General features: G+C 56.6%; 16 protein-coding genes and 4 pseudogenes. 12 read left to right on the top strand and 8 right to left on the bottom strand.

Features of this window, described 5'->3' with window-relative positions; all coding sequences use genetic code 11:
• Positions 1-159 precede the first annotated feature (159 nt).
• The 7 genes from NJU76_RS19460 (at position 160) to NJU76_RS19490 (ending at position 11,285) form a co-directional block, all read left to right on the top strand.
• On the top strand, positions 160-1,341 hold the full coding sequence (locus tag NJU76_RS19460) for an HNH endonuclease (RefSeq protein WP_254533469.1): 1,182 nt from the start codon (positions 160-162) through the stop codon (positions 1,339-1,341).
• Positions 1,342-1,796: 455 nt separating this feature from the next.
• Positions 1,797-3,968 carry a hydantoinase/oxoprolinase family protein gene (locus NJU76_RS19465; protein WP_254533470.1) on the top strand — a complete coding sequence of 724 codons (2,172 nt, stop codon included), beginning with the start codon at positions 1,797-1,799 and terminating at the stop codon, positions 3,966-3,968.
• A gap of 144 nt (positions 3,969-4,112) precedes the next feature.
• Entirely contained in the window at positions 4,113-6,635 is a 2,523-nt protein-coding gene (locus tag NJU76_RS19470) for a hydantoinase B/oxoprolinase family protein (RefSeq protein WP_254533471.1), read from the top strand.
• A 16-nt stretch (positions 6,636-6,651) separates the two neighbouring features.
• Positions 6,652-7,167: an acetone carboxylase subunit gamma gene (locus NJU76_RS19475; protein WP_254533472.1), complete on the top strand. Its 516-nt coding sequence runs from the start codon at positions 6,652-6,654 to the stop codon at positions 7,165-7,167.
• Positions 7,168-7,626: 459 nt separating this feature from the next.
• Positions 7,627-8,307 carry a helix-turn-helix domain-containing protein gene (locus NJU76_RS19480; RefSeq protein WP_254533473.1) on the top strand — a complete coding sequence of 227 codons (681 nt, stop codon included), beginning with the start codon at positions 7,627-7,629 and terminating at the stop codon, positions 8,305-8,307.
• Positions 8,304-8,702, top strand: a complete 399-nt coding sequence (locus tag NJU76_RS19485) for a hypothetical protein (RefSeq protein WP_254533474.1) — start codon at positions 8,304-8,306, stop codon at positions 8,700-8,702. Before NJU76_RS19480 ends, NJU76_RS19485 begins: the two co-directional genes overlap by 4 nt.
• 75 nt (positions 8,703-8,777) lie before the next feature.
• The gene (locus NJU76_RS19490; protein ID WP_254533475.1) at positions 8,778-11,285 is read left to right on the top strand and encodes a hydantoinase B/oxoprolinase family protein; all 2,508 of its coding nucleotides are present in this window, start codon (positions 8,778-8,780) and stop codon (positions 11,283-11,285) included.
• Positions 11,286-11,386: 101 nt separating this feature from the next.
• Here the strand turns inward: NJU76_RS19490 and NJU76_RS19495 are convergent.
• A pseudogene (locus NJU76_RS19495) lies at positions 11,387-11,686 on the bottom strand (PadR family transcriptional regulator).
• 493 nt (positions 11,687-12,179) lie between these two features.
• Positions 12,180-12,359, bottom strand: a pseudogene (locus tag NJU76_RS27135) (PIN domain-containing protein); the annotation flags it as partial.
• Between the two features lie 904 nt (positions 12,360-13,263).
• On the opposite strand from NJU76_RS27135, the pseudogene NJU76_RS19500 reads away from it, so the two are divergent.
• A pseudogene (locus tag NJU76_RS19500) lies at positions 13,264-13,502 on the top strand (transposase); the annotation flags it as partial.
• A gap of 207 nt (positions 13,503-13,709) precedes the next feature.
• Here the strand turns inward: NJU76_RS19500 and NJU76_RS19505 are convergent.
• The 4 genes from NJU76_RS19505 to NJU76_RS19520 all read right to left on the bottom strand — a co-directional run bounded on the left by NJU76_RS19505 (position 13,710) and on the right by NJU76_RS19520 (position 15,979).
• Positions 13,710-14,210, bottom strand: coding sequence for a DUF8154 family protein (locus NJU76_RS19505; protein WP_254533476.1), 501 nt, complete (start codon positions 14,208-14,210; stop codon positions 13,710-13,712).
• Positions 14,203-14,883 carry a nucleotidyltransferase domain-containing protein gene (locus NJU76_RS19510; RefSeq protein WP_254533908.1) on the bottom strand — a complete coding sequence of 227 codons (681 nt, stop codon included), beginning with the start codon at positions 14,881-14,883 and terminating at the stop codon, positions 14,203-14,205. Before NJU76_RS19510 ends, NJU76_RS19505 begins: the two co-directional genes overlap by 8 nt.
• Before the next feature lie 142 nt (positions 14,884-15,025).
• Positions 15,026-15,400, bottom strand: coding sequence for a hypothetical protein (locus tag NJU76_RS19515; RefSeq protein WP_254533477.1), 375 nt, complete (start codon positions 15,398-15,400; stop codon positions 15,026-15,028).
• 258 nt (positions 15,401-15,658) lie between these two features.
• On the bottom strand, positions 15,659-15,979 hold the full coding sequence (locus NJU76_RS19520; protein WP_254533478.1) for a hypothetical protein: 321 nt from the start codon (positions 15,977-15,979) through the stop codon (positions 15,659-15,661).
• Positions 15,980-16,396: 417 nt separating this feature from the next.
• Here NJU76_RS19520 and NJU76_RS27345 point away from each other — a divergent pair, with 417 nt between their 5' ends.
• The 3 genes from NJU76_RS27345 (at position 16,397) to NJU76_RS19530 (ending at position 18,037) form a co-directional block, all read left to right on the top strand.
• Entirely contained in the window at positions 16,397-16,762 is a 366-nt protein-coding gene (locus NJU76_RS27345) for a hypothetical protein (RefSeq protein ID WP_486642027.1), read from the top strand.
• On the top strand, positions 16,644-16,940 hold the full coding sequence (locus tag NJU76_RS19525) for a UPF0175 family protein (RefSeq protein ID WP_486642023.1): 297 nt from the start codon (positions 16,644-16,646) through the stop codon (positions 16,938-16,940). Before NJU76_RS27345 ends, NJU76_RS19525 begins: the two co-directional genes overlap by 119 nt.
• Before the next feature lie 347 nt (positions 16,941-17,287).
• Positions 17,288-18,037 carry a DUF4397 domain-containing protein gene (locus NJU76_RS19530; protein WP_254533480.1) on the top strand — a complete coding sequence of 250 codons (750 nt, stop codon included), beginning with the start codon at positions 17,288-17,290 and terminating at the stop codon, positions 18,035-18,037.
• A gap of 308 nt (positions 18,038-18,345) precedes the next feature.
• Here NJU76_RS19530 and NJU76_RS19535 read toward each other — a convergent pair.
• Positions 18,346-18,556, bottom strand: a pseudogene (locus tag NJU76_RS19535) (Lrp/AsnC family transcriptional regulator); the annotation flags it as partial.
• A gap of 202 nt (positions 18,557-18,758) precedes the next feature.
• Positions 18,759-19,217 (bottom strand): methyltransferase family protein, encoded by a 459-nt coding sequence (locus NJU76_RS19540; RefSeq protein WP_254533481.1) that lies wholly within the window; start codon positions 19,215-19,217, stop codon positions 18,759-18,761.
• A gap of 128 nt (positions 19,218-19,345) precedes the next feature.
• Here NJU76_RS19540 and NJU76_RS19545 point away from each other — a divergent pair, with 128 nt between their 5' ends.
• Positions 19,346-20,308, top strand: a complete 963-nt coding sequence (locus NJU76_RS19545) for an alpha/beta fold hydrolase (protein WP_254533482.1) — start codon at positions 19,346-19,348, stop codon at positions 20,306-20,308.
• Positions 20,309-20,759: the final 451 nt, after the last annotated feature.

Below are 20,759 nucleotides of genomic sequence, written 5' to 3' on the forward strand. Positions count from 1 at the left end.
TGTGAGCAGAGATCCGATCTGCATAGGGCTCACACGGTACCGAAACGCAGTCTCATATGGTCGCAGGCTGTCGAGTAGTCGAAGGCTTGCAAGTTTCCTTGGAATAGGACATACTACTGAGTCAAAACTTTTCTCACACCAACCCGACACCCAAACCAAATGCGGCATGACATCCGACAGTTGCAGGACACCTTGCTCGCTTCACAGTTTGCGTGCGTCCCATCTGGTCAGCGACGAACCACGGACGACTTCGACCCAGCAGTGAAGGACGCCCATCCGGCCCGCTGTGACGACAACTATCGCTGCGACGAGGTTTGCTCAAACGGCAACGACCAAGCAGAGTGGAAACACGCAGTCCGCCGCGTCCAACAACAGCTCAAACGACAGGATGGAAGCCGAATCAGTGGTACCGAATCCAGTACATGGACCGTTGAACCACCAGGCCTCTATCTGGTGCCCGTCTCGGACGAATGGCGACCGAAGTTCAAGAGAACGGTCAACTCACCAGTCACCACCGATGCGGACACCCCTGCGGTCATCGAACCATTCCTCCCGGCTCGTATCTGGGGGACGACCGAGACCGAGAGTCCGGCAAAGCAGTCCTACATCCGTCGCCTGCGTCCGACCGACCACCTCCTGTTCTACGCTGACGGCGACTTTTTCGCCGCCGGCCAGGTCGGCCACATTTTCGAGAGTCCCGAAGTAGGCAACTGGCTGTGGAACCACACCGAAAGTCGCCACGTCTTTACAGTCACGCGCTATCAGGACTGGGCACCGAGTATCGACGACGTCTGGGACCGACTGGATTACGGGAAACGAAAAGTCGTCAACGGATTCATGCGCGTCGACGATGACCTCGTCGCCGATCTCCGACAGCACTTCGGGTCGCTTGACGCTGCACTCTTTGATGTGGAACCGGTCTCACTGGCGAGCCGTCTCGAGTCTCCGAAGCGAGTTACGACCGAGTACGACCGGATACAGCGTGACACAACGCAAGTGAACGAGTTGAAAGAGCGCTATCAGGACCGGTGTCAGGTGTGTAATGCTCGACTTGAGCAAGGAAATGGCGATGGATACTCAGAGGTACACCATATCAAGCCGCTTGGACGCCCACATGAGGGTCCGGACGCACCGTCAAACATGCTTGTTCTCTGTCCGAACCACCACGCAGACTTCGACAACGGAATGCTTCGAGTAGACCCGGATAACCACTCGATTGAGCACCTGTACGACGACTCAGTTGACGGAAGGCGACTTGACAGACGACCTGACCACGAGATCCGTGCCGACCTTCTCGAGTACCACAATACCCATCTCTACCAAGGGAGCTCCGACCACTGAGCTGACGTGATCTTACATTGTACAATAACAACTAAACAAAATCAGTTATAGAAGCAACTGGCCTCTCACTCGATGAAGCGTAGATCGAGGTGCTGGAAACCGCCTCAATGCGGTGGAGACTCAAGACCAGCAGTAACGTGGCGGTTTCTCGTCAGAGCAGACGCGATTCACGCCCGCCCTATTCGGCATTCGGTTCGGTTCCGACACGTATTGTCGGAACGCTCCCGCCTCACGGGAAGGGCGGGACTCTCTCGCTCTCAAAGGTAGATCGTTATCCGGAAACCACGGGCAATGTTCGATTTGGATGATCGACTAGCCTGTTGACTGGCGTCGTTCCGCGAGCGAGATACACTTTTTAAAGCGAAAACATATGTCATGCAGTGTCATTGGCCGTCGTCCATGTACAGCCACATTCGTGACAAGGAATAACTTACCACACGGTATCGCAGCTGTTGATGGCAAGTTCAGAAGGCGATCCCATAGCACAACACGACGCACAGATCCTGTCGATCGATGCTGGCGGGACGATGACTGATACGTTCCTCATGGACTCGAATGGCGAGTTTACTGTGGGGAAGGCAAAAACCACGCCGGACGACGAATCGCGAGGGTTCATTAAGTCCTCCCAAGACGCCCTCAAGGACTGGGAGATGAGCGTTGAGGAGGGGTTCCCAGACCTTGTGTCGACGGTCTACTCCGGCACAGCGATGCTTAACCGGCTGGTCGAACGGGAAAGCGAGGTCGATGTCGGCATCCTCATCACAGGCGGGATGGAGGACACACTGCGGATGGGACGTGGCCGCCAGTCGTACACTGGCTACTCCTATTCTGACCGACTTCACGTCAACACGCACAAACATCCCGAGCCGCTGATCCCGCGCAATCGAATTCGCGGCGTTCGAGAGCGAATCGACGTTAAGGGGAACCCACTCGTTCCACTGTACGAAGACGACGTGCGCGAAGGGGTCAACGATCTGCTCGACCAGGGCGTCGACCACATCGTCGTCATGTTCCTCCACTCCTACAAAAACGGGAAGCACGAACACCGGACCGCCGAGATTGCGCGTGAGATCATCGACGAGCAGGGGGCAGAGACGTCGGTCATGCTCTCGAGCGAGTACTACCCGACGCTCAAGGAGTCGGAGCGGCTGAACACAGTGACGGCGGAGGCGTTCGCCGCCGAGCCATCGCGGGACCAGCTCTCGAACATTCAGGAGGCCGTCGACGAGCAGGGCGGCAACGTCGGTGTGCGGGTGATGGCGAGTCACGGCGGAACGATCGACATCAACGCAAACGAGCTGGCGCGAACGTTGATCTCTGGGCCGATTGGGGGCATGATCGGAGCGAACTACTTCGGTCAGAAACTCGACTACAACAATCTCGTCTGTACCGACATCGGCGGTACCAGCTTCGACATGGGCATCATCATCGACAACGACTGGCGGATTGATTACAGCCCGGAAATGGCTCGACTGCTCCTGTCGCTACCGATGGTGAACATGGAAAGCGTTGGTGCAGGGACTGGGAGCTATGTGCGGGTGAATCCCACATTCGACAAGATCGAACTCGGTCCCGAAAGCGCCGGTGACAAGGTCGGCGTGAGCGCAGTCGAAACCAACGTTGAGACGGTGACAGTGACGGACTGTCACGTCGCGATGGGGTGGATCAACCCAGAGAACTTCCTGGGCGGCGACATGCCGATCGACCGGGACATTGCCAAACAAGAGATTAAAGAGCAGATTGCCGACCCGCTCGATATGGGTGTCTATGAGGCGGCCCAGGGCGTCATCGACATCCTCGAGAGCAAGTTGCGCAACGACCTTGAGGCCGTCGTGACCGGCGAAGGGTACGCACCATCGAACTTCAAGTGCCTCTCCTACGGCGGTGGCGGTCCAGTGCATACGGCAGGATACACGAAGGACCTCGGCTTCGATGAGGTGCTCATTCCCGAGTGGGCGGCTGGGTTCTCGGCCTTTGGCTGTGGCGCAGCGGACTACGAGTACCGCTATGACCAGACGACCAGTATCGATATCGATCCTGACCTCTCGATGGAGGAGGCTGCGGCGACCGCCGGCGAGGCGCTGACAGAAGTCTGGAAGAGCCTCGAGCAGAAGGTCGAAAACGAGTTCGAGAACAGCAACATCGGCCGTGACGAGATCGACTTCCAGTACAACATCCTCGGCCAGTACCAGGGCCAACTCAACAGTATCGACATCGAGTCTCCGGTTGGGCGCGTCGATTCGCCGCAGAAACTCGAGCGGCTGCTGGATACCTTCGAAGAGGGATACCGCCGACAGTACTCCGAGGAGGCCCGCTCGCCGGAACTTGGACACACTGTCACACAAGCATCCGTCCGCGGTGTCCGCGATGTCGTCAAGCCAGAAATCCCAACGGAGGTGTTACAGGGACCGGAGCCGCCTGCAGACGCTTACAAGGATACACGAGAGGCATATTGGGACGGCGAGTGGCTGGACACAAAGATTTACGACCTACACGCGCTCCAGCCTGGCAACGAACTCAGCGGCCCGGCGATCCTGGAGGGCGCTGCCACGACGTACGCGTTACCACCAGATTGTGAGACACGGTTAGACGAACACCGTGTCCACCATCTCACCACGAGTGAATAGCGCGAGAAATTGATTTCGTACGGAGATGCATCTGCCCATCTCCGTGACCGCTGCTCTCAAGCTCGGTCGACCGGTGTGGCAGGTGCACTGTACGAGCTCGCATCTGGCTCTGAACAGATGTGACGAAATCAGCACAAATACACCATGAGTACGGAACCAGATGAGGGGGTAAGCTTTCCCCGAATGCGACGCGAGAAGGAAACGGTCTACGAACAACAAGAAGAGGGTGTCGGCATCGGCTGGGACGGCCAGACGCTTCGTAAGCAGTTCGAAGACCTCGAGGAAAAAACCGAAGAGACGGGCCACTACGCCGGCTTCGAAAAACTCGAGCTGAAACAGAACAATCCAATCGAGTACGAACAGATGTTCGCCCAGCTCCGTGGCGACCTCGTGAACGCACGTGAAACCTCAAAGGAGGTCGCTGCGACGCCGATCGTCGAGCAAGAGGGTGAGCTGTGCTACGGTCTCTTTACCCCGGAAGGCGACTCGATCGCCGTCTCGACGGGGATCATCGTGCACATCCACACGATGAGCGAAGCGATCAAGTACATGATCAACCACGATTACGAGGAGAGTCCCGGCATCGAGCCTGGCGATATCTTCGTGAACAACGATACCCACGTCGGTGACGTTCACGCATGCGACATCATGACGCTCATCCCCATCTTCCATGATGGAGAGCTCATCGCCTGGGCTGGCGGCGTGAATCACGTCATCGATACCGGTGCGATCGGGCCTGGGAGTATGAACGTCTCGCAAGCCTCCCGTTTCGGCGATGGGGCCTACTACACGGCCCGTAAGGTCGGCGAGGATCTCAAACTGTACAACTCCTGGAAGAAAGATTACCCGGACAAGACGCGGACGCCGGACTTCCTCAAACTCGATGAACGGACACGGATGACCGGCTGTCTGATGATTCGCGATGCGGTCAAAGACATCATTGACGAGTACGGTGTCGAGCAGTTCAAACAGCTCTCGCGAGAAGCGATCGAGGACGGTCGCCGGGGCTTCCGAAACCGCATCAAGAAGACGATGCTGCCCGGTACCTATCGCGGTGCCTCGTTCGTCGACGCCCTCTACGAGGGACAGGACAACCTGACTCGTGCGTACGCGAACGAAAACCACCTCATGCACGCCCCCTCGGAGCTTCACGTCCGGGAGGATGGCTCGTTCCAGGTTTCCTTCGAGGGCGCGAACAAGTGGGGCTGGCATCCGTACAACTGCACACCCGCGGCAATCCAGGGCGGCATCTGGGTGATGCTTACCCAGACGGTGATCCCGAACTCGAACGTCAACGACGGCGCCTACTACAGCTGTGACTTCCACTTGCCGGTCGGCTCATGGGCCAACACCCAGAATACGGAGACGGCCCACGCCTACGCCTGGCACTTCCTCGTGTCAGCGTGGGCACCGCTCTGGCAACACCTCTCACGGGGCTACTACTCGCGCGGCTTCTGGGAAGAGATCAATGCCGGCAACGCAAATACCTCGAACTGGCTGCAGGGCGGCGGTATCGACCAGTTCGACAAACTCCACGCCGTCAACTCCTTCGAGTCGGCCTGTGAGGGTGTCGGTGCTCGGTATGTCGAAGACGGCGAGCCACACGCCGCGGCGATCTGGAACCCGGAAGGCGACATGGGTGACGCCGAGGTTTGGGAGATGACCGAGCCGCTGCCGTTCCTGGGACGAGCCGTCAAGCCGAACACGGGCGGCGCGGGCCGTCGTGCGGGTGGTGCCGGCTTCGAATCGATGCGAACTGTCAAAGACGTCAGCAGGTGGTTGCTCTACGAGATGGGCAACGGCTACATGACCAGCGACGGTGGCCTCTTCGGTGGCTACCCTGCCGCATCAGGCTACATCCTCAACGCCCAGAACACCGACCTCGAGGAGCGCTTCGAGAACCAGGACGACTACCCACAGCACGACCTCGACCCCGAGAGCGGTGACTTCGAATCCAAGATCAACGGCGACATCACCCGTCGTCCGGAGGGGATTAGTACGCCCAAGGAGTTCGACGACTACGACATGTACCTGAACTACCTCCGTGGTGGTTCAGGACTCGGCGACCCCCTAGAGCGTGACCCCGAGGATGTCGTTGCGGACATCCACGATGGGTACGTGCTCCCACGTCACGCCAAGGACGCCTACGCAGTCGTCGTCGAGAAGGTTGACGACGAGGCCAGGCACAACTCCGCCGTCCAAGGCGAGTGGGAATTCGACGAGGACGCGACCGAGGAACTCCGCGAAGAGCGGATGCAAGAACGTGCTGAGACGGCCCAGCCGGTCACGGAGTGGTATGACGAACAACGCGAACGCGTCCGTACCGAGAAGGACCTCATCGACGACGTCAAGAAGACCTACGAAAGCAGCATACGGATGAGCAAGCAGTTCGCCGACTTCTACCACGACTTCTGGGACCTGCCCGAGGACTTTGAATTCACGCTGAGCGAGAAGGCGCAGAAATCGCTCGAGAACCGATTCAAGTCTGGGCTTAAACAGAAGTGGGACAACCCAACGAAGGGCCACGAGACATGGCTCGGCGTCGGCCGCGACGACGAGCCGGAAGTGCCCTACACTTGGACGGCCGATCGGACGATTCAGAACTTGCCGACGCCTGACGCATCGTTCAGCGACATGACCGCAGAACCAGCAACGGACGACGACTAATACGAGGTGACTACCAATGCCAGAATCATACCCACGCGAACACATCGAGGACCTGGTCGACGACAACCTCGAGTGGAATCAGCTGCACGACATGATGAGCGACTTCAAGGACGCGGACCGATTCCAGCAGGTCCGGGATGTCCTGCAAGAACGAGTCGATTGGGACGACCCGATCATCATCCCCTATGCAGACCATCTGTACGTGGTCGCGAAACCGGACAAGAGATGGGTGATCAAGTGCGACTGTGGCCATGAGTTCTGTGAACACGACAAGAACTGGAAGATGGACGCACTCATCAACGTCCGCGACTCCGAGGAGGCGTACCTCGAGATTTACCCGGAAGATATGCACCCTCATCCAGACTACATGGAGCTGCGTGAGTTCTTCTGTCCAGGCTGTAACACGCTGCTCGAGGTGACGAACGTCATGCCGGGCTATCCGCTCATCCACGAGTTCGAGCCTGACATTGAGACGTTCTACAACGAGTGGATCGAGGAGCCAATTCCGACGCCGGAGCGCGAATCAGCGTAATCTCCCGAGAGATCCCTTTCCGTTCTGCACGATCTGGTCACGTGATGGACTATGATAGAAAAGAACACTCTGACACTTAGGCAGCTCCACGACTCGGTACTCAGCTGGTACGAGACCGCCCCAGCCGTCACGTCACTGCGTCAGGGTGCCGGTGATGTGTCCGTCGCGTTTCTCGAGCAACGAGCTGTCAACGAGATTCGAGTGGAAATCATCGAGTACCAGACACGTCCGACAAAATTCTCGGGAACGGTATGAGTTTTATGAGAGGCTTGCATATGTCACACACAGTCGTGACAATTGTCAACGATGACACTCCTGTTGAAGGACGTACTGATATACTAATCAAGGACTATCGGCCAATACTAATCGATGCTCGTATGGATTTATGACGGACCGTCGATAGAAGAATGCGAACAACCGAATTCGCGACGATAGACGGCAGGCGAACACGCTAAAGAGATGCTTCGAATCGAATTCCAGATCGGATTAGCGGGGATCTCGTCAAACCTTTTTGATATCGACGAGCCAGTCAAGAGTATCGAAATAGACAATGCGCTGCCAGTCTCTGGTGATATGGTTTTCCTCTTCTTATCAATTAAATTCAATTCTGAAATTACAGCAGACCGCCTGTCGGACGAAATATCAGCCATGAATGTAGTTGACGTCACGCAAGCGGAACTGAACCATCACATCTACTATCTCGGTGTGATGGCGAACCTTTCCGACGCTTCTGTTCTGTCACTGTTAACCGAAAATCAGGCGATCCCACACCGAATAGTCGGGAAGAACGCCCATCTCGAGGTGATGGCGTCCGTTCGCGATTGGAACCATCTCAAGGAAGTAGCCGACGCGATTGAAACGGAACACGGGTCGCTCGAACTGATCGGAACGACCCAGACCGAAAGCATCGGATTTCCACTTGGAGGGAACAAAATCAAGCAGAGCATGTCTGGGAAATTATCCGAAGAACAGTTGGAGGTACTTGAGACGGCCTATCAGATGGGGTATTTCAAGGTGCCACAGGAGGTGACAGCGGAGGAGATCGCGAGCGAATTGGACATCAGTCGTTCGACGCTTTCCGCGCGCCTTCGCCGCGTCGAGCATAACTTTTGCGCACTTCTCTTTGGTCCGCAAGAATGACGACGATCATCCTCATCAAATCAGTTGAACACCACGCGTCCATTCGAGAGATCCTCGGATCGGTCGTAGATGACGGTGAACGAGTCCATTTTCTCAGACTGCCGACTGTCCGGTGTCTCGGTCCACTCATTCAAGAAGTGAACCCAATGCTCAACTACGGGGTAGACTACACGATCACCCCGCTTCCTAAGGGATACGACGTGTCGACACTTGTCGAGTTCGCGACCGAATTCGACGCAAATCGAATCTGTATCGGTATTACCGACCGAACGCTGACCGGCAAGGCTCGGATTGACGATCTAACGCAATCGATTTTACTCTACGACGATATCTCAGGCGACTTCGTCGTCGGCGAACACGCGATCATTCTGGAGGACCTCGAATATGGAGACTGACTGTACGCGACTGTCACGAATCCGCGTTACCCCACGAACACCAATCCGCTAAACCTATACATTACCCAGAGATTCATGACCCCATCTAATCGAACTGACGACCAACGAATCGAAGCACAACGCGAAAAAGAAATAGTGCGGGAAAAGCGAAAGCGAGGTGAAGGAATTGGCTGGAACGGCAGGACGCTCCGCGAACAGTTAGCCGAACTCGAGGATAAGACGGAAGCGACAGGTCACTACTATGGATTATCAGAACTGGAATTAAAAAACGGAGATCCGATCCGATACGAGCAACTCTATGCGCGGCTCCGTGGCGACCTCGTAAACGCACGTGAGACGTCGAAAGAGGTGTCTGCGACGCCGATCGTCGAGCAAGAGGGTGAGCTGTGCTACGGCCTCTTTACCCCGGAGGGCGACTCGATCGCCGTCTCGACGGGGATTATCGTCCACGTCCACACGATGAGCGAGGCGATCAAGTTCATGATCAACCACGACTACGAGGAGAGCCCCGGAATCGAGCCCGGCGATATCTTCGTGAATAACGATCCCCACGTCGGCGACGTGCATCCGTGTGATCTCATGACAATCATTCCCATCTTCCATGATGGGGAGCTTATTGCGTGGGTCGGCGGCGTGAATCACGTCATCGATACCGGTGCGATTGGGCCCGGGAGTATGAACGTCTCACAGGCCTCTCGTTTCGGCGACGGTGCCTACTACACGGCCCGTAAAATCGGCGAGGACTTCGAACTCTACAACTCCTGGAAGAAGGAATACCCGGCCAAGACGCGAACACCGAATTTCCTCAAGCTCGACGAGCGGACGCGGATAACTGGTTGCCTGATGATCCGACATTCGGTCAAGGAGATGATAGCCGAACACGGGGTCGAGACGTTCAAGCAACTCTCTCATGAAGCCGTCGAGGACGGCCGTCGGGGCTTCCGGAATCGTATCAAAAGGACGATGCTGCCCGGTACCTATCGCGGTGCTTCGTTCGTCGACGCACTCTACGAGGATCAGGAAAACATCAGTCGAGAGTACGCCCAGGAGAATCACATCATGCACGCTCCCTCGGAGCTTCACGTCCGAGAAGACGGGACATTTCAGGTTACCTTCGAGGGCGCGAACAAGTGGGGCTGGCACCCGTTTAACTGTACGCCGGCTGCAATCCAAGGTGGTATCTGGGTAATGCTTACCCAGACGGTGATCCCGAACGAGTTAGTCAACGACGGCGCCTACTACGCCTGTGATTTTCACCTCCCAGTCGGCTCATGGGCGAATACCCAGAATACGGAGACGGCCCACGCCTACGCCTGGCACTTCCTCGTGTCAGCGTGGGCACCGCTCTGGCAACACCTCTCACGGGGCTACTACTCGCGCGGCTTCTGGGAAGAGATCAATGCCGGCAACGCGAACACCTCGAACTGGCTGCAGGGCGGCGGTATCGACCAGTTCGACAAACTCCACGCCGTCAACTCCTTCGAGTCGGCCTGTGAGGGTGTCGGTGCTCGGTATGTCGAAGACGGCGAGCCACACGCGTCGGCGGTCTGGAACCCAGAAGGAGATATGGGTGACGCCGAAGCGTGGGAAACAGTTGAACCGTTGCCGTTCCTCGGACGTGCGGCCAAACCCAATACCGGCGGTGTGGGCCGCCGGGCAGGCGGTGCCGGCTTCGAATCGATGCGAACTGTCAAAGACGTCAGCAGGTGGTTGCTCTACGAGATGGGCAACGGCTACATGACCAGCGACGGTGGCCTCTTCGGTGGCTACCCTGCCGCATCAGGCTACATCCTCAACGCCAGAAATACCGACCTCGAGGAGCGCTTCGAGAACCAGGACGACTATCCACAGCACGATCTCGACCCTGAAAGCGGTGCGTTCGAGTCCACCGTCGACGGTGAGATCACTCGTCGTCCCGAAGGCATTAGCACGCCCAAGGAGTTCGACGACTACGACATGTATCTGAACTACCTCCGCGGCGGCTCGGGGCTAGGAGATCCGCTAGAACGCGACCCCGAAGACGTCCTGTCGGACATCCACGATGGGTACGTCCTTCCCCGACACGCGGAAGACGCCTACGGCGTCGTCGTCGAGAAGGTCGATGACGAATCCCAACACAATTCAGCTGTCCGGGGCGAGTGGGAACTCGACGAGGACGCGACCGAAGGACTCCGCGAAGAGCGGATGCAAGAACGCGCCGAGACGGCACAGCCGGTCTCCGAATGGTTTGTGGGAGAACGTGAGCGCATTCGCGACGGAGACAATCTCATTGACGACGTGAAAAAAACCTATGAGAGTAGTATGCGAATGAGCAAGCAGTTCGCCGCCTTCTTCCGTGAGTTTTGGGGTCTGTCAGATGAGTTTGAGTTCTCGTTGAGCGAAAAGGCGCGGAAATCGCTCGACAACCGGTTCGACTCCGGACTCCAACCGATGTGGGATAGTCACACGCGAGGACACAAAACCTGGCTCGACGTAGGTGACGAACCGTATGTCCCGTATACGTGGACCGACCGCTCTATTCAGGACCTCTCCGGTTCGGAATCGACGTTTGGCGATCGGGAACGAGCGACCCACGACGACTGACAGCTGCGGTGTGTCCCTGCGTCCGATAATCGGTGGACGCCGTATCCACCACGAAGATACTTCCAACCATCCAGCGCGCACGCTCAGCGGTCGTGACCCACTCACTCCGAGTCTGAGAGAACCTCACCAACGTACTGATCTTCCCACTCCCGGCGGTCCTCGAGTTCGCGTTGACCACGCGCTGTGATCGTATAGTAGTTCGTCCGACGATCGGCCTACCCTTTCTCGGCGAGTCCTTTGTCGACGGCCTCGTCGAGGTTAGGATACAACCGCCCATGATGGATCTCTTTTTCGTAGTGTTCCTCGAGTTTGTCTTTGATCGCAAGGCCATGTGGCTCCTCCTCGTCCTGGCCGGCGATCACGTACAGGAGGTCACGCTGGAATGCAGTGAGATCGTACATATCTGAATATAAGTATATTGACTGATGAAGATTCCGGGACCAGGTGGTAGTACGGAACGTACGAGACGACTGGATCAACTCAGATTAATCGCATTGAGTCACCTGGATCATCGCCAATGATGTCCGCTAATCCGTGAAGTACCTCGGGGACAAGCCCCGAGGCTTCACCGTTTTGTCCATACCGTCCAAAAACGGACGGATGGACGCAGGCGAATTTAATTCCCCTCGGATTTCCTGAGATGGGTCATCTGGAATTCACACCCGAACACGTGGTGTGTCCGTGAGGGTCGGCCGCTCCACCACGGCCCGATGGCGTCCGTCGCACCACGCCGAAGACGTGGATTTTGAGAGAGCCACATTCCTCCGCAACTGTGTACAGTTGCGATGAAGTACGGTCTTTCATTCGTACAACTGTAGCTTTAAACACGTTAGCAAAATTAATAAAGCTTACGCGATTCATCCTCGGGGTTAAGCCCCGAGGCACTCTCGCTTTAAGACTGTAGACAGAGATTGCATCGGTATATCCCTGAGCAGTGACGGCATTTTCGATACCCTGTCTGGCAGGCTTATCATCAGTGAGGACGATTACGCCGCGTGTTGAGCGGTCTCTGACGTATTGGATGACCAGCCCTGCAAGAATCGCATCTGTCTTTTCGACTTCATGCTCAGGCTTGGTCGGTTTTAGCTGTAATTGAGGGCGCTAAGCCCCCTTCTGCTCACGGCGACGCCGTTCGCATGGTCAGTGGGACCGACGGTCCCGCGCTATCCTCAGCGAGCGAAGCGAGCAGGGAGGGGATACAACGCCCGCACATCTTGGTTTCATGTGAATCGGTACCCTTATTATCCCTTCGGTCGAAGGTGAGAATAAGATGCTCACCACGCTTCCGGCGGTGTTCAAACGCGACAACAAGCGTGCATCGTCGGTTGTGGCCGAGTGTCGAACCGGGAGGAGTGGGACACTCCGAACCACCTGTCAAGGGAAGCCGCCTGTGGAGTCTGGAACCGTCCGCAGAACGCCAACAGCGTTCTGCCGGGCCGCACGAGACGCTCCGCGTCTTGTGGACGCTGTGGGATCTGTTCCTGCACGTTCCGACACAGAAACAGGAAGCTCCGTCCTTAACAAGCAAGGGCCGGGGAGGCCCGAGCGCGGTAGGGCGGAGTAGTTCACAGGCAATAGCCTTGTTGAAACCTATCACCTATTGAGGGTTTCAACAAGGTCATTCAGGAGAAACTGGATCGGTTGTCCGAGCGGTTATCCGATCGCGAGGAGTGAGTTGACTATTCGTTGAGGAACAGAGAATCGAGCGTGCTCAACGCCCACCTGTACTTGCTGTACCGTTCATTTGACTACTGGCATCAACACGAATATACACCGTTGCGTTCAGTACGCATACCTACTTATCAAATCGAGTGCCGCATGCCATAATTCTCTCTGAACTGAAGAGATGGTTCTACCAATTACTGTTACTTGGAGCTATCGCCGAATAATCGACCCCACAGAGAAGCCGTTCCTGAGCCGTTATCGCATTCAGACGTCGTATCGGCCTGCTCACCTCGAGTCTGCTCTATATCTCGGTCACGCTCTGAAGGTTCGGTTGAAGCAATCCATCTTAGACGAGACGTACAACCACCGGACAGGAGTCGAACGAACTAACGATGCGGTCAAGGACTGCGGCCTCGGGCACGTCCGCACCCCAGGCCGCGTCCACGCACGAACAGAAGTGTTCGTTGCGCTGTGTCTCCGGATCGTCCTTGCGATTACCAACTCAACTACGAGCGAGGAGACGATTCAGGTCGTGAGAAACTCAAGCTATGAGTTGGATTCTATGACACGCTCGGATAGGAGTGACGGCGGTGTGGCCCTGCCAGTAACTCTGTCATGCCGGCGGGGTTACAAACCAGCAAACATCCCAACTCAGCGGTGTGGTGCCGCGGGAAGTCGTTCGAAAGATCTTCGATCTTTCGTGATCACGAGAGAACGTTGCGCTCTCGAACGACCTCGACGAAAACGGCGAGGAGGAGGTCACTGGTTCGTCTCTGTACAGAGACATTCGTGTCCATATCGAGACCGACCGACAATGAAGGCATGAATTTCGGTTGCGAGCGCATGCATCGCTTCAGCTCGGCCCGCTGAGGCGAGACCATCCTGATAGTATGTCTTCGTTCGGTGATCACGCCAGAGATCGGCGAGATCATCCGCAATTGATTCTGCTACGATACCTGTCTTTGCTGCCTCTCGGTATACTCCAGGGTGAGTTCCAGGAAGATCATCCGGTTGCATCGTCCCCCGTTCAAGAAGGCGAAACTCGACCGACCGTTCAATAGCGACGAACGAGGCCTCAATCACCAGCGTATAATATTTGGCGTCACGCAACGCTTCGGCGCCGGCGAGTAATCGACAGGCCTTCCGCAACTGAAGGAGTGCTGCGTCTTCGACATCAAGTCCAGGTTCAATCTCGGTCGGCCGAAAGTCGAACGCGGCTTGGACGTCGTCGATGAGCTGCTCTATTTGTGAACTACTCATCGGCGACCACTGTCTTCCAGAGGGCGTGAAGTTGTTCACTTCCGTTTACTGTGACACCTTCATCGAATATCTCCTGGAGTTTTGACCCGGCTCTGTGTGCACTTTCGATGGATTCTACGTACGGCTCGAACTCAAATCGATCACCATCGAAGCGCTCGTTCTGTAGATCGGCGACGACATCCGTAACAAGGCGACGGGCGGACGTCCGGTCACCTTCTACGACAACGAAAAGATCGATATCACTCTGGCGGTCTGCCTCACCTCGGGCAACGCTTCCGAAGACGACGATTCCAAGAAGTTCCTCGATGTCCTCGACGTCTGGGGTCTCTTTTTGGATGGCTTCTACAAACGCTCGGATCGGTGCGTGGAATTTCGATTGAGCGATGGCGAGGATTGGATCGTCTTTGTGAAGTCGATCCGGGTTGATAGCGACATAGTTCCGTTGCGGGGTCTCCCGGATTCGTATGGCACCGATGTTATCGAGAAGTTCGATTGCTCGCCATACCGTTGATCTAGTAACTCCAGTCGCGTCGACGAGTTCCGGTATCGTATATTCCGTTTCGTGGGCGTCGGCCAGAAGACGGAGGATATCATCTGCAGCCCCGATTCGGAAGACCTCAGTATCCGTATCTGGATACGCATCGATACATACTGTTATACCTCGTTGCGCAATTTCAGACACTATCTGATTTTGTGCAACGAGTTATAAATAGGTGGCGGTGCCAACTTACGGTTCAACGCTCCAGAAAGGAACATCCCTCCCGTACCCCAGCTTTCATTCTCGATACAGGCTTTCTTCGAACGCTAATTTGTCGTCAGTCAGGATCGTTTCCGAACAATCGTTTCGTCTTTCCCCACACGGACGTTGCCCTGGACTCATTCTTGCCCTCCTTTGGGGTGACTGCCCGTTCACCAGGACTCGTGTCTGTGTCTCGGTTACTGTCTGCGAGGTCGACTTTGGGCTGTTCGATCTCTTCCTCAAGTTCGGTAATTCGGTCCTCTTTTTGTTCAACCGTGGCCTCGAGGTCATTAATACGGTCTCTTAGCAACCGATTTTTCTCGACCAGATAGGCATGGTTTTGCTTCGTTTCGTCACGTCTGTCGGGGTCGACGATTCGTTTTTGCGATGATCTCGAGCAATTCTCAAAAATGGGCACACTCGATTCTTTTCTCGTTACACCAGCCGTCATCGTGGCTCTCGCGTGAGAGTGACCACGTATGTGTACGATGGCGCTGCAAGTGTCAAAGGCGTCTTCTCGAGAGCCAGTGACACCTGATGTCCTCGGGAAACATGCCAAACCCCGTCTCGAGTTCGAGCCAACGTCGACCGATCGAACGAGAGACCAACACGTAACGAAACCACACGTACAACCGCGATCGCGGTAGATTAGTCGTTTTGTCGATCTGAATGAGCCCGGTTGGGCGATGATCTACTCCTGTGGCCACACCTATCCGTGGACACCAGCCGTCTCTGTTGAGTCCATCGTTTCAGTGGTCTCCACCAGATCGTCGGTGAACGTAGCGAGGAGCGAATCGGAATCGCGATCAGGGTCATTCGGAGATCGCTTCCAGAGTTCGACGTCGAACGCCCGTGTTGCCGTTGCCTGCCCCTCTGTGGCGATGACCATGAGGATTGCTTCCTGATAGATCACTATCGTTCGGTGTTCGTCGACATCGAGATATTCGATTGCGGCCGCCTCAAGTGCAGTCCAGAGATTCACTGGCTCAACCAAGGTACAGTGCTTCACCGGCTCGGCCTCGTCCGTCATAGCAGTCGACACCATCCGTCAGTACAAGTATACCCGGACACCGTGGTGTTGGAGACCGAGATCACGCTCTGCTGTTGGCAGAGATTTCCATTACAATCTCCATTGTCCGTCGTTCCAGTGCGGTCCCATATTCCGAGGAGTTACACGGATGGCTAGAGAACAACGGCCATTGACCAGACATCCGAAGCATTCGCTGCTGCGCTGTAGTCGGGTGATACCGAACGCGTAGATGACTTTGACCTACTCCGGAAAGATCTGAATCGCTCGTAGCTAGTCCATGTTAGCCAACAGAACTGGTAATTGTGTTCGTTGTTGGTTGATAAATCTGCCCGGAAGATTACCGGCACTGAGGGAGATGCCACGTATCCAGCTATAGAAGAAAGAACCAAATTCCTTGCAGTCGAAGCCACAGATAGAATGCCAGAGTACATCGATCCACAGGTCAAGGATCTGCGTGGGAGCAAGAGTCCAATAGAGGTAACGCTCCTCATCGGTGTCTCTGGTGAGTACGACAATGACACCGTCTGTGAGCTAATTGAGCAGGTTGGTGCAACTGTCGACGCCGAAATCGGACGTGCGACGCTCAGAGTGACTGCATCAGAAACAGCAATCGAATCACTCTGTACACTTGATGGAGTCAAATCGATCGAACTCGAACGAGATGATGTGCAGAGAGTTCGTGCGCGAATACTTCGAGGACCACGAAAACGAGCAGGACCACGAAAACGAGCGCACTGCAGCTGCGGTCGCCCCTTACGAACGCGAGCGGATCACGCTCGGTGATGCTGCAAGACTTGCTGATGTCGACCGCTGGACGATGCGTGATATCCTCCGTGAGCACGACGTTGACCTCCGACTCGGTTTCGTTGATGAGGACGATGCAGTCTACGAGGGTGAGGCAGCGAACGAACTCGAATTCGATGTTGAATCTGCTGGCGACGAGGCATCGCGCTCGCAATGACGACTGACGATATTCCATAGAACTCAAGCGTTCTCAACACGAGTGTCCCCTCGAATTTTGAGTCCATAGCCCAGATCCGAGAGGCGGACCTCGAGGGCGTCGGCGATCCCCCGGGTCCGACGTCGACCAGAACGAGGCCACGCTCCGTTTCGACGGCTGTGGGCGTGATCGTCAGCTTGAGGTCGCCGTACTCGACGGCGACGGGCAGAGCGTGGACGTATTCGAATTCTTCCATACCGGGTGGTTCGCTCGGCCGGCCCAAAGCGTTGGATATCAGCCCCGGAATGCATCGGCCTGCACCTGCAACTATTAGCACTATTATCGATATTGTCCTTCATGACAGACGCATGACTGGAGATCGCGTAAGTCGACGACGAATTCTACGGATCGGCGGCGGCCTCGTGGTGGTCAGCGGCGTCGGAAGTACCACGGCTGCCTCGAGTAACAATGAAACGGACGACCAACCGACCGATACCCAGGTCCGGAGTCGAAGTGCGCACCTCTCACCCGACGCACCTAACATCGACGTCTACGTCGACGGAGAGCGGGTCCGCGAGGGCATCTCGTACCGGACGGTCACCGAATACCGCGACCTCGGGCCTGGCACGTACACGATCCAGGTCGTCCCCGCCGGTGAAGACCCGGCCGGAGCAGTGCTCGAGGAGACCGCCGAGATCGGCGATGGGGACTCCACCCTCGCGGTGATCGGCGAAGTGGCCGCCGAAAACCAGCCCCTCCAGGCGCTGGTACTTGAGGACGATAACAGCCCGGTCGATCCGGGTACCGCTCGCGTTCGTGTCCTCCACGCCTCACCCGACGCGCCTGCGGTAGACGTCGTTGCCGGTGAAAACGGGGACGCACTGTTCGAGAACGTCGCTTTCGGCGAATCCGGCTACATCGAAGTCCCGGAAGGCGAGTATACGCTCGTCATCTATCCTGCGGGTGACCGAGAGGCCAGCGTCTTCGAAATCGACGTTTCCCTCGCCGGAGGGGCCGTCTACTCCGCATTCGCGGTTGGCTACCTCGAGACGGAGAGTGCACCCGCCGATGAGCCGTTCGATATACTCCTCACGGAGGATTCCCTTCCGGACGAATAGGACATCGAGCCGGACGAAGAGGAGCCGAAAGAAGACGAACCCGAGAAAGAGCTTAAAAAGGAGTAGAAATGCGACGACGAGAAAGCTAAGTGATACTGTCGGCTGCCCGTCGTAGAAAATTCTCGCTGCCATGAGGTGGTGAGTGTTTTCACGTAGGTACAGCCGAACGTGTGAGGAAACGCGATACGCTTGCGATGTTCGAAGAGCCAACAACCACACGAGTGAGTTGATAGGAGAGCAGCCTCGTCGGGACGTCACTCGAGTTGCTCGTCGAGGATGAGCCGCGTCTTCGTGCTCACGACATCTTCCTACTCGCGCACCTGCGTGATGAGTTACGACAACGACACGGATGTCGGTGGCGCCGACGACGATGTCCTGTTCGCCCGAGACCTGCCAGACGAAGTCGACTTCTTCCCACTCGGTCATCCGTTTGGTAACCTCGTGGGTGTCGACGTCGATGACGACTTCGATCATCGCCTTGACGATCACTGTACGCGCCGAGATGGCAAATCGGGCCAGATCTCGTGTGACATTCGCGCCTTCTATCTTGCATGCCCCGATCAACCTCTCTGAAGGCTGTTAGAACCGACGTGCGTGATACAGAGGATGGGTTCAGCAGGATGACTGTTTGGGTTTCAGGTCTTTCCGATCGCATTAGCTATTCAACCGGTTTGCATAACGGTCGCCCTGAACGGAGACGCATTGACAAGGGAGTTCACTGCTATAGATACCGACGAACCTTGCGCCGGTAGGAACGGTACTCGTCGCCGAAGTCGTGTTCCAGGGTCCGTTCCTCCCGTCGGACGACCCGATGGCAGGATACCACTACCGCCGGAAACACGACGAATAACCATGCAATATTCAGAACCAATGCGAGTCCGAGATACAACGCAAACCACCCGACATACATCGGGTTCCGAGTGAACGCGTACGGCCCGGTAGTCACGAGTCCCGTTAGCTGTCGACCATTGGGGTCCCCGATCGTCCGGACCGCCCACCCGATGATCAGCAATCCGGTTCCGATCAACGGCCAGCCCACGGCCTTGGCGAGTCGCTGGTTCGCCGTTGCACGCACTGGTACCAGGTAGTGGATGCCCCCTCCAACGAGTAACCCAGCAACGTGGGGTTCAGGAACGGGTACATCCGCCCACTGCCATCCACCTCGCTGTCCTTCGCTCATATCTCAAAGGACAGCGCCTGACCGGTAAATGTTAACATCTTACGTGGCCTAAAGAGGGGATGATGCGTGCGTCGATAGAGAGCCTGACGAGGTCGCCTATCGAAATACGTGCGACGGAGACGTTACTAATGAGGGCTTCAACAAACACCGGTAACGACACACGACCGGAGGGAGCGGAGATGGCGGATTTCGAGACGGCACAGCGTCGCTTGTTCGAGACGTGCGGACTCGAACCCCGGTCCCGGTTCGTCGAGGTCAAGCAGCCATGGGTACGAACGCACGTCCTCGAAACCGGGACATCCGAGGGGGACACTCCGTTAGTGTTCGTGCATGGCACGGCAGCGTTCGGGGCCTTCTTCGCGCCACTCATGGGACATCTCGATGACATGCAGATGATCACTTTCGACCGGCCGGGATATGGTCTCAGTGATCCGTTCGTGTACACCGAGGATAACCTCCAGCGGACGGTTGTCGACGTCCTCGAAGGCGTCCTTGACGAGTTAGGGATCGAACGAGTCGACCTCATTGGCCACTCGATGGGTGGACACACGGGGATTCTGTTCGGGCTTGCCTATCCCGAGCGCGTTCGGCGGTTGTTTCTGGTCGGGGCCGTCCCGGCGTTCCCAGGGACCCGTCCACCGGTGCCGCTCCGACTCCTCACGGTTCCCGGACTCAACCGGTTAATTCGACGACTGCAAAAACCGGGTGAGGAGGGCGTTCTCGACATCGCGGAAATCTTCGGGGAACGCGAGGCCATCACGGACTATCCTGCGTTCATCCATGCGATCGCCGCCCACGAAGGCGACCCGAAGGCAGCCGAAGCCGGATTCAGCGAGTTCAACGCGCTGTTTTCGGTCCGGGGGTGGCATCCGACTGTCTGCATCAGCAAGGACGAGCTGCGGAATCTCCAGCCCCCAACGTCGGTTATCTGGGGTGACCATGACACGTTAGGTGGGCCCGACGACGTGCGCGACGGCATCGAACTGATTCCTGATGTTCGGTTCCAGACCGTCGCCGCTGGACACATCCCCTACTTGGCCCATCTCGAACGATGTGCACAACTGATACGAGAGGTGAGAGATGTGGATTAGTCCTCTCTTGAGTGACATAATGCGTGGCAGGACGATATTTGGACGGGTTGAGTCGAGGGGCGACGCTGAGCGAGTTGCCGCCTCCGAACTATTGCTGGCTTCCTACTGCATATACGCTCTGTATCTCGCAAAGACTTAGACCAACTACCGAATTGCCGTCAGGAATCTCGTGCAAGATAGAGCGGTTGTGTCAGCCAGTAACGCTACGGAACCGGAGTCGATAGCAAAAGGGCGAGTCCATCAACAATCAGACGAACCGGTTCCTCGTCCTGCGGATCGACGCCAGCGTCCCCCGCGACGTCCTCGAGTAGAGCGTCCACGACACGAGCACCGTCCTCTGTCGTCCTGGGGCCGCCATCGGAGGAATCTCGGGGCGCTCGTAGGGACCGCATGGACCAGCGCTATCCTGAGGTCCACCGACCACCGCTACACCCCCAGCAGGACGTTGGCC

This window comes from Natrinema gelatinilyticum (genome assembly GCF_024266705.1).
Classification (GTDB): domain Archaea; phylum Halobacteriota; class Halobacteria; order Halobacteriales; family Natrialbaceae; genus Natrinema; species Natrinema gelatinilyticum.

Excerpts from the sequence above, each read along its gene's own strand:
- NJU76_RS19460 (WP_254533469.1), top strand. The coding sequence starts at position 160 with ATGCGGCATGACATCCGACAGTTGCAGGACACCTTGCTCGCTTCACAG.
- NJU76_RS19465 (WP_254533470.1), top strand. The coding sequence starts at position 1,797 with ATGGCAAGTTCAGAAGGCGATCCCATAGCACAACACGACGCACAGATC.
- NJU76_RS19470 (WP_254533471.1), top strand. The coding sequence starts at position 4,113 with ATGAGTACGGAACCAGATGAGGGGGTAAGCTTTCCCCGAATGCGACGC.
- NJU76_RS19475 (WP_254533472.1), top strand. The coding sequence starts at position 6,652 with ATGCCAGAATCATACCCACGCGAACACATCGAGGACCTGGTCGACGAC.
- NJU76_RS19480 (WP_254533473.1), top strand. The coding sequence starts at position 7,627 with ATGCTTCGAATCGAATTCCAGATCGGATTAGCGGGGATCTCGTCAAAC.
- NJU76_RS19485 (WP_254533474.1), top strand. The coding sequence starts at position 8,304 with ATGACGACGATCATCCTCATCAAATCAGTTGAACACCACGCGTCCATT.
- NJU76_RS19490 (WP_254533475.1), top strand. The coding sequence starts at position 8,778 with ATGACCCCATCTAATCGAACTGACGACCAACGAATCGAAGCACAACGC.
- NJU76_RS19505 (WP_254533476.1), bottom strand. The coding sequence starts at position 14,210 with ATGAGTAGTTCACAAATAGAGCAGCTCATCGACGACGTCCAAGCCGCG.
- NJU76_RS19515 (WP_254533477.1), bottom strand. The coding sequence starts at position 15,400 with ATGACGGCTGGTGTAACGAGAAAAGAATCGAGTGTGCCCATTTTTGAG.
- NJU76_RS19520 (WP_254533478.1), bottom strand. The coding sequence starts at position 15,979 with ATGACGGACGAGGCCGAGCCGGTGAAGCACTGTACCTTGGTTGAGCCA.
- NJU76_RS27345 (WP_486642027.1), top strand. The coding sequence starts at position 16,397 with ATGCCAGAGTACATCGATCCACAGGTCAAGGATCTGCGTGGGAGCAAG.
- NJU76_RS19525 (WP_486642023.1), top strand. The coding sequence starts at position 16,644 with ATGTGCAGAGAGTTCGTGCGCGAATACTTCGAGGACCACGAAAACGAG.
- NJU76_RS19530 (WP_254533480.1), top strand. The coding sequence starts at position 17,288 with ATGACTGGAGATCGCGTAAGTCGACGACGAATTCTACGGATCGGCGGC.
- NJU76_RS19540 (WP_254533481.1), bottom strand. The coding sequence starts at position 19,217 with ATGAGCGAAGGACAGCGAGGTGGATGGCAGTGGGCGGATGTACCCGTT.
- NJU76_RS19545 (WP_254533482.1), top strand. The coding sequence starts at position 19,346 with ATGAGGGCTTCAACAAACACCGGTAACGACACACGACCGGAGGGAGCG.